Here is a 1,539-nt window from a genome sequence, read left to right as displayed (position 1 = left end):
AAATATATTTGGCATCCTTGACCTAGGTCAAGGTAGAAACGCTTACTAGAATCTATACTAAAGTTATCAAAAGAAAAGGAGTGTTCAATATGTCTGATTATCAAAAAATTTATGAAACAGAAGCTACAAATACAGGTGGTCGTGATGGTTTTAGCTATTTAGAAGATGGCTCTTATGAGGTAAAAATTACTACCCCTAAAGAAATGGGTGGTTCTGGAGCTGGCCAAAACCCTGAGCAATTGTTTGCTTTAGGTTATAGCGCTTGTTTTCACGGTGCTTTAGAAATTGTTAAAGGTCAACACAAAGTGCGTGAAGATTCACAAGTTACAAATATTGTGCGCCTATACAAGAAACCTGATGCTGCAGACTTCCAATTAGCTGTAGAAATTACTGTTGCTATTCGTGACCTTGACACTTTAGAAGTTCAAAAATTAGCGGACGAAGCACATAAGGTTTGCCCTTACTCTAAAGCAGTTAGCGATTCAATTGAAGTAACTGTTCGCGCAGTAAATTACGACGCTAGCAAAGAAAAATAAGCTTAAATTGCACACAACTCTCAATAAACGTTCACTAGCAATTCAAAACTAGTGGACGTTTTGTTGTGCTATAATATATTAAGAAAGGATCGGTGGATATGAAAAAGACAATTGATTTTACAAAATATCATCATTGTGTCAGTACAATGCCCTTATTTCAGGGATTAATCGTTGAAGATATCCAATCAATCCAAAACTACATTACTGAAAAAAATGTTTCGGCAGGAAAATTAGTTTACGCTGCAGGCGAAAAGTTGCAATCACTCTACCTAATACAAGAAGGCCAGTTAAAAGTTTATCGCCTAGCTGTATCAGGAAAGCAACAATTGATTCGCATACTACAACAAGGTGATTTTGTCGGGGAAATGTCATTATTTGAGGAACGTCATTATGACTATTATATTGAAGCAACTCAGCCTAGCAAGCTATGTGCCATTAAAAAAGACGATTTTGAACAAGTTTTATTAGCCCATCCACAAATAGCTATCGAACTTTTAGGTGAAATGGCCCGCCGTCTTGATGATGCCGAACAGCAAACGACTGGCATAACTACAAGCTCGACGAAAGCGCGATTGATTCAATACTTATTGCATATGAGTGAAAAACAAGATTCTTTAAAAGTAAAATTAGCAACAACCAAGAAAGCTACAGCTTCGTATCTTGGAATGTCACCAGAAACTTTTAGTCGTTGCTTATCTAAATTAACTAAGGACCAGCTTATTTCGCAACCACGTCCAAATATTATTGAAATACTAGATAAAAATGCGCTAGAATTCGCATTACTTGATGAAAGCATCGAAGCAAATGAATAATATTTTATTATAAAGTAACAGATTAATTGCTGTTACTTTTTTTGTCGCTCTAATAAGCTAATCCATAGAAACTACCCGCTAAAATATTTGTTTAACTACATGTGAATATGCTCTTACCCTACTGTTTATAAAACTTTAATCTCCTATGTCGAATAACGCTTAATTGCAATATCAAATGCATAAAAAATTTT

The 1,539-nt window shown here is 35.2% G+C and carries 2 protein-coding genes; both read left to right on the top strand.

From position 1 onward, the window contains the following. Nucleotides 1–89 precede the first annotated feature (89 nt). Nucleotides 90–536 (top strand): organic hydroperoxide resistance protein, encoded by a 447-nt coding sequence (locus ACRCJ0_RS13775; RefSeq protein ID WP_016896947.1) that lies wholly within the window; start codon nucleotides 90–92, stop codon nucleotides 534–536. Nucleotides 537–634: 98 nt separating this feature from the next. Next, nucleotides 635–1,348, top strand: a complete 714-nt coding sequence (locus tag ACRCJ0_RS13770; RefSeq protein ID WP_431387913.1) for a Crp/Fnr family transcriptional regulator — start codon at nucleotides 635–637, stop codon at nucleotides 1,346–1,348. Nucleotides 1,349–1,539 lie beyond the last annotated feature (191 nt).

The sequence above is a fragment of the Aerococcus sp. L_32 genome, from assembly GCF_050689315.1.
The sequence above is the reverse complement of the archived record's forward strand: the minus strand, read 5'-3'. Positions and strand labels throughout refer to the sequence as shown.

Bases quoted from the DNA above. Each gene is read 5' to 3' on its own strand.
- ACRCJ0_RS13775 (WP_016896947.1), top strand. From the start codon at position 90: ATGTCTGATTATCAAAAAATTTATGAAACAGAAGCTACAAATACAGGT.
- ACRCJ0_RS13770 (WP_431387913.1), top strand. From the start codon at position 635: ATGAAAAAGACAATTGATTTTACAAAATATCATCATTGTGTCAGTACA.